This is a genomic window from Luteibacter sp. (assembly GCF_036500425.1).
GTDB lineage: Bacteria > Pseudomonadota > Gammaproteobacteria > Xanthomonadales > Rhodanobacteraceae > Luteibacter.
Window position 1 is genome coordinate 79270 of sequence record NZ_DASYCB010000015.1, and the last position, 6993, is coordinate 86262.

The 6993-nt window shown below is 61.9% G+C and carries 7 protein-coding genes; 6 read left to right on the forward strand and 1 reads right to left on the reverse strand.

What is annotated here, in order from left to right:
- The first annotated feature begins 33 nt into the window (after positions 1 to 33).
- From VGN46_RS03225 to VGN46_RS03240, 4 genes are all read left to right on the forward strand, one after another.
- Positions 34 to 672, forward strand: a complete 639-nt coding sequence (locus VGN46_RS03225) for a response regulator transcription factor (RefSeq protein ID WP_331640566.1) — start codon at positions 34 to 36, stop codon at positions 670 to 672.
- Positions 669 to 1298: a response regulator transcription factor gene (locus tag VGN46_RS03230; RefSeq protein WP_331640568.1), complete on the forward strand. Its 630-nt coding sequence runs from the start codon at positions 669 to 671 to the stop codon at positions 1296 to 1298. Before VGN46_RS03225 ends, VGN46_RS03230 begins: the two co-directional genes overlap by 4 nt.
- Positions 1299 to 1530: 232 nt before the next feature.
- On the forward strand, positions 1531 to 3285 hold the full coding sequence (locus VGN46_RS03235) for a YadA family autotransporter adhesin (protein WP_331640570.1): 1755 nt from the start codon (positions 1531 to 1533) through the stop codon (positions 3283 to 3285).
- Between the two features lie 778 nt (positions 3286 to 4063).
- Positions 4064 to 4348 carry a hypothetical protein gene (locus tag VGN46_RS03240; protein WP_331640572.1) on the forward strand — a complete coding sequence of 95 codons (285 nt, stop codon included), beginning with the start codon at positions 4064 to 4066 and terminating at the stop codon, positions 4346 to 4348.
- A 95-nt stretch (positions 4349 to 4443) separates the two neighbouring features.
- Here the strand turns inward: VGN46_RS03240 and VGN46_RS03245 are convergent, their stop codons facing one another.
- Positions 4444 to 5361: a LysR family transcriptional regulator gene (locus VGN46_RS03245; protein ID WP_331640574.1), complete on the reverse strand. Its 918-nt coding sequence runs from the start codon at positions 5359 to 5361 to the stop codon at positions 4444 to 4446.
- Positions 5362 to 5491: 130 nt separating this feature from the next.
- Here VGN46_RS03245 and VGN46_RS03250 point away from each other — a divergent pair, with 130 nt between their 5' ends.
- The gene (locus VGN46_RS03250; protein ID WP_331640576.1) at positions 5492 to 6364 is read left to right on the forward strand and encodes an NmrA family NAD(P)-binding protein; all 873 of its coding nucleotides are present in this window, start codon (positions 5492 to 5494) and stop codon (positions 6362 to 6364) included.
- A gap of 85 nt (positions 6365 to 6449) precedes the next feature.
- Positions 6450 to 6993: NAD(P)-dependent oxidoreductase (locus VGN46_RS03255; protein WP_331640578.1), on the forward strand; the 544-nt coding region annotated here is incomplete at its 3' end.

Here is a 6993-nt window from a genome sequence, read left to right on the forward strand (position 1 = left end):
AAATCAGGTGAATGCATTCGCTGCAGGCTGGCGGTGAACCCCCGTGCATTCATCGCGGATGACCATCCTACAATGCGAATCGGCCTGCGCGCCGCGCTTGAGATGGATGGTATCGACGTCGTTGGTGAAGCCGCCGGTTTCGACGACGCCCTCGCCGCCATCGGTGGATTGAAGCCCGATGTGGTCGTCACGGACTTCGGCATGGCTGGCAACCACGTGACCGATGGCGAGACCTACCTTGGCACATTGAAACAAACGTTTCCCGATACGCCGGTCGTGGTCGTCACCATGCTCAACCGGCCGGTGAAGCTGCGGGCCATCCTCGCGCATGGCGTGGCGGGCCTCGTCGACAAGAGCGAACCCCTATCCGAGTTCGTGGTCGCTGTGCGCAAGGCGCTCACAGGTCGGCAGTACCTATCAGATAGCTTCCGCGCGCTGCTCGATGAAGCCGCCAGTGATACGGATACGGAATCCACATCGGTGCTGAGCCCGCGGGAAAACGATCTTCTGCACCTGTTGCGCGAGGGCCACACGCTTACCCAGGTGGCCGCGCAGTGGGGCGTGGCGCTCAGCACGGTGGGTACGCAGAAGCGCGCCATGATGCGCAAACTCCAGTTGGCGAGTAACGCCGACCTCGCCGATTACATCTCGCACCTGCCGCCCACGCCATGATCCGCGCGATCGTCGCCGATGATCACCCGGTGGTTCGTCTCGGGCTTCGGCTTGCCATGCAAAAGGCGGCCGATATGCGAGTGGTCGCGGAAGCCGATACCGCCGAGGCATTGCTTGCCGCGGTGAAGGACACGCCCTGCGATGTGGTGGTCACGGATTTCTCGATGCCGGGCGGCAACCGCGGTGATGGCCTGGGCCTGCTCGGCACCCTGGTGCGCACGGCGCCTGATACTCCGGTAGTGCTCGTCACCGTGCTCGACTTCCCCGACGTGCTGCGTGCCGTGCTTGCGCTTGGTATCCACGGCCTATGCAACAAGACCGATCCGCTGGAACAGGTCGTGGAAGCCGTTCGCGTGGTGGTGGCTGGTGGCACCTACATCAGTGCCGGCCTGCAGGACGTGCTTCAGGACACGCCTTCCCCGTCGACAGCGACAAGCTTGCTCACGGTCCGCGAAGCCGAGGTGCTGCGGCTCCTCGGCGAAGGCCTTACCGGCAACGAGATCGCCGCCCGGCTCAACCGCAGCCCCAAGACGATCAGCCGGCAGAAGAGCGATGTCATGGCCAAACTGGGCCTGGAGGGCGATGCCGCCCTGGCCGCCTTCCTCCGGGCCCACCACCTGGGCTGAGCACTTTTGAGAATTCTTCTATAGGACTAGTCCTAGCCACTGCCTAACCTTCTATAGGCCGGCGGGGCTACCTCCTTACCCCATGAGCCCTGTCCCGCGAGCCTGGATGGCCATCGGCTAGGCCTGTTCCCTCCCTACGGGGCCGGGCCGACCCCCTTCATCGTTGATCCCCTTTCCCCATGCGCCCTGGGCGCGTGACGGGTAAGTGCGGCCCACGCATCGAGACCATGACATGACCATGCACGCGACCACCCACAACGCCCGTCACGCCGCTCGTCCCCACGGGCAGGCCAAGACGGTCCTCTTTATGGCTCTGGGGCTCGCCCTGGCGTCGTTCTCGGCGGGTTCCATGGCGGCCATCGCCAGGGACACTTCCATCAAGGACACCGTCATTTATGACGCGGCCGTCCTGCCTGTTGCGGACGACGGCGGCTATGTCAGCGTCAACGGCAAGAAGGACGGCACCGATGACGCCGCCGCCACCGGCACCAACGCCACGGCGATCGGCCCGAATGCGAAGGCTGCTGCGACCAACGGTATTGCGATTGGTAACGGCGCGAATGTGACCGGTAGTGGTGCGATGGCATTTGGCGCCGGTAGCTCGGCCAACTTCAGCAATCTCGCCATTGGCAATGGTGCCGTCAGCAACGGTGGTGGCAACGCCTTGGCGATCGGGAACAACGCGACGACGTCCAGTTACAGCACCGTGGCCATTGGTGACCACGCCAACGTAGCGGGGTCGGGCTCTGTCGCCATCGGGCTCAATGCCAAGACCACCTACTATGACTCGGTGTCGCTCGGAACATCGGCGTCCTCAACGAGCTCGCTGGCGGTGGCCATCGGCCGCTCGGCATCGGTGTCGGGGCAGGGCGCCGTAGCCATTGGTTACTCGGCCAACGCGGTGAAGACGGCGGATGTCGCCATCGGTGACCAGGCGCGGGCGGAGTCCTCGATCGCCGGCAACCCGGCAACGTCCGTGGGCTACAAGAGCACGTCGGTGAGTGATTCCGTCGCGGTGGGCAACTTCGCGCGTGCCACGGTGGTCAAGTCCACGTCGGTTGGCTCGAACGCGGTATCAAGCGCGGAAAGCGGCACGGCGCTGGGTAATGGCGCTGTCGTCAACACCGGCGCGACGAACTCGGTTGCACTGGGTGCGGGCTCCGCCGCCGATCGCGCGAACACGGTCTCTGTGGGCACCGTCGGTAACGAACGCCAGATCACCCACGTAGCCGACGGCACCGAAGACACCGATGCGGTGAACGTGCGCCAGCTGAAGTCGGCCGGCCTGGTCGGTGACGATGGCGGCGTACTCGATGCCGTGACCTATACATCAGGTTCGGATCACGGCCTGATCGCCCTGGGCGGTGCGCTGGGCACCCGCCTGACCAACGTTATGGCTGGCACGGTGGCGCCGGGCAGCACGGATGCCGTCAACGGCAGCCAGCTGTGGGATGTGCAGGATCAGGTAAATAAGCTCGGCGATCGCGTGACCCAGGTGGAAAATGGTGCGGGTGGTGGTAGCCCGGCGCCGATCGGCCCGGGTGGTCCGTTAACGGATAACGGCGGTCAGGTCATCGGCAATGTCGGCAATGGCGTGAAGCCGGATGATGCCGCTACCGTCGGCCAGGTGTCGGAACAGACCCAGCAGGCGATCGCCACCGCGAACAATTACACCGATGCGCAGGTGGGTGCGGTCAACCAGCGTCTGGATCAGTTCCAGTCCGCCGTGGATCGCAAGTTGCAGCAGCAGGATCGCCGGATCAGCCGCGTCGGTGCGATGAGTGCGGCATACGCGCAGATGGCCTTCAGCGCACAGGGCGTAAATACGCCAAACCGCGTGGGCGTGGGCGTCGGTACGCAGGGCGGCCATCAGGCTATCGCCGTGGGCTACGCCCGCAGCGTTGCCCCAAACGTCAACCTCTCGTTCGGCGGCTCAGCCTCCGGCAGCGAGACCTCCGGGGGCGTTGGGTTGGGCATTGGCTGGTGATGTAGCCCCCCTTTTGCATGCGCGTGTTCGATACCCAGCACAATTGCAAAAGAAATGCGGCCTCGAAGGCATAGAACACGCCCGGAGGCTGTATACCGAGAAGGTGGATCGGCCAGCTGCACAGCCTTGCGCAGCTGCGCCTCGGATATGCCTTCTTTGCCAAATGGACGAGCCGAAATCCGCCAAGTTTTCTAGGAGAAAGTCGGGGACGACTGGAGGGAATCGTTGCGCAGAGCCAATTCGCCGGCAGTTTGAGAACACCATTCGGCATAGTGTGTGCAATGTGCACACACTATGCCTTTCTGTCCACGACTGGACGGATTCCCAAAGTTGGTACAGACCAGTTCCTATAGTCGGGCTCGGAGCCCTTTGGAGGCGAAGCGCTGGTGAGTCGCGGATGCTTCCGGCCGTAGGCCGAGAGGCAAAGGGGGCTGCGCAGCCTCAGCAAAGGGCGTTGCCGCGGAGTCTGGCGACGCGAATGGCGCGGAGACTTAGGCGGCCCTGGACCTGGCCGGCTTCAGAAGAAGGTTGGGTAAGTAAGTTGACCACGGGGGGGGGCGCCTGGGGGCCGCGCAGTCTTGTGCCACATGCTCAGTGCACCCACGGTTGCTCCCCAGAGAGAGCAACCACAGTCGCAAGTAATGGAAAATCCTTGCGATAGGTTTTCCACGCAGGAACAGGGATCGCCAGCGGGAAGCGGATACGTTCAATCGGTCCGGACCATCAAGTGAAGCGCTAACTGCTGCGCTATTCGCGAACTCCCATACAAGGGGTGCCGGTGGTAAGCGAACTGGCAGACGGATCTTTTGAGAAGATCAAGGCCAAGCGATCCGGCGTCAGCCAGATAAAGGTAGGGAGTTTCCGGGATTTCGTGAGGATGGTAAGCGCACCGAATGCAAAACTTCGCCCGATGCGGTCAAACGTTGTTCGCAGCGATGGCAGCGTGGCGTCGGTCTACTTTGACTACGTTTTTCTGATTGGCGGTGTGGCGCAGAACTGCGACCACGAAACGTGGCAGCTGGTCAAGGGTTCAGATGATTGGCGAACTACCGCGATTGCGTAATCGTCCACACCAAATCTGAACTGACCGAGCTGTCGCCCCAGCCCTCTCCGTCCGTCCGTCGCCAGTGTGGCTCGCATGAAGCACGCTGACGACCGTCATCTGTCGGAATCTCTTAAGGGATTCGACAAGTAATTGTCCGGCTTGAAGGACTTTCGCATTCGCTCGGTGGCGAAATCGACAAACGCGCGAAGCTTCGGCAATGACTGGTTTCGACTCGGATAGTAGAGGGAAAGACCGGGAACCTCTTCACAATAGGGTTCGAGCACGGTCTGCAGATCGCCACGTTCAAGATGAGACATCACAATGGAGTGTGGTAATTGGAAGAGGCCAACACCTCTCAGAGCTGACCGAACGCAGCCCTCGATGTCGTTAATCACCAGAGGTCCCGCTACGCCCACCGTGATGCGTTTACCATCGACGACGAATTGCCAATGATCGAGCGCGCGCACGGATTGACGAAGCAGGATGCAACGAAAGTTCTGCAGATCGTACGGAGATGCCGGCCGGCCATGCTCCCTGAGAAACACCGGGGCGCCGACGACAACGAAGCGCTCCGGTGGCGTCAGCCATTTCGCGACCATGTCGATCTGGACGAAGTTTCCCAATCGTATTCCCGCGTCGAATCCTTCTTCGACGATGTCAATGGGGTGGTCGTCGCCTACCAGTTCGAGTTCAATATTTGGATGAGCGTCGAGAAAGTCCGGCAGCAAGTGATTCACCAGCAGCGGCACGATGGGCCTGGGCATATTGATGCGCAGTCGGCCGGTAATCTCGCCACCCAACCCGCTCGCGGCATCTAATCCTGCGGTGAGCATGTCGACTGCCGGGCGTGCATGGGCAAGCAGGCGTTCGCCCGCTTCCGTCAGCCTGACGCTTCGTGTTGTACGGGAGAAGAGCGGCGCGCCAACCCTCCGTTCCAGACTGCGTATGGCCTGGCTGACCGCAGAGGGCGTGACGCCGAGGTGCCGGGCCGCTGCGCGAAATCCTCGGTATTCCGCAACCGTTAGAAACATGACCAACCCATCCAGATGGGTTCGAGCGATTGTTAAGTTCATTTGCACAGCCCGTTCCGAATATGCCTCATATTCGAATAATAGCGCACGGGGTACCGTGGATTGTCGAAACCGGTTGAGGCAAACGCACATGTTCTTGGTCATGGGAATTACGGGAAAAGTGGGCGGTGCTGCGGCAACCCACTTGCTTGCGCAAGACAGTAAGGTGCGCGCGCTGGTTCGCGACCGCGCAAAGGCTGCAAGCTGGGCCGACCAAGGCGTCGAGCTGGTTGACGGCGACTGGAACGATGCGGCATCCATCAAGCGAGCACTTAGGGGCGTCGACGGCGCGTTTGTCATGTTGCCTCCCATCTGGGCCCCCTCGCCGGATTTCAGGGAAGCCAGGGGCGTCATCGCGAACTATGTGGAGGCGCTAAGCCAAGTGCCGGTGTCGCGGGTCGTCGCGCTTTCGTCGATGGGCGCAAACAGAACGAGCGACATGGGGCTGATTACAGCGCTGTCGCTTCTTGAGCAGGCGTTTCGCGACCTGACCTTGCCGATCGCTTTTGCGCGAGCCGGCGGATTCTTCGAAAACTTCCTTTACGGCTTGCACGTCGCCCAGGGCGGCACGTTGCCCGTCTTCAACGACCCGACCCATCGGAAATCGACCATGGTTGCGACCAACGACATCGGCGGCGAGATCGCATCGCTTTTGAGCGGACCGGCTTGGTTGGGGCGTCGGATCATCGAACTCGGCTCCATGGTGAGCGCAGATGAAGTGGCGGCGCAACTAGGCGAAGTGATGCAGCGCGAGGTCAAGGCCGTTGCCGTCCCGCGGGCCAATTGGCCGGATACATTCGAGCAGTTCGGCATTCCAAAGGGCAAATCTGCACCGGCCGAAACCATGTACGAGGCCGTCAACGCCGGAGGGATGGACCTCGGGGGCGTGGGTACGGAGCACGTCCCCGGCGCAACGTCCGCTCGTGATGTTTTTGAGGCGGCTCAGAAGACCGCCACCGCCTAAGACCGCGGATTCCGGCAGGAAGGCCGAAAGAGCCCATTGCCTTGGGGAGTGCGGCGTCCATAACGGACAAAGATCGAGATCGAATATGAAAGTTCTTGTTTTGGGTGCAACGGGCGGAACCGGACGGCTCATTGTGCGTGACTCTCTGGAGAAAGGGCATTACGTCGTGGCGCTGGTTCGCTCGGCCGTAGGGGCCGATCTGCCGGGAGCAGAATTGATCGAGGGCGATGCCCGCGATGAAATCATTCTCGAGCGCGCCTTGGACGGCTGCGATGTAGTCGTCAGCGCATTAGGCACCGGGATGGGCCTCCGCAAGGTCAGTCTTCTGACCGAAGCGACACGTGCGTTGATTCTGGCGATGACGCGAAGCGGCGTACCCCGCCTGGTCTGCATCTCCGCTCTGGGCGTGGGAGACAGCCGCGGCCATGGTGGCTTCGTCTTCGACCGAATCTTTCAGCCTCTACTGCTTACCCATGCGTACAAGGACAAGGACCGCCAGGAAGCCGCGATCCGTGCCAGCTCGCTCGATTGGGTCATCGTCCGGCCTGGCATGCTCACCAACGACCCTGCTCGCGGAAGAATCAGAGCCATCGTCGACCTCGCCGGTATCAAGGGAGGAAGGATCTCAC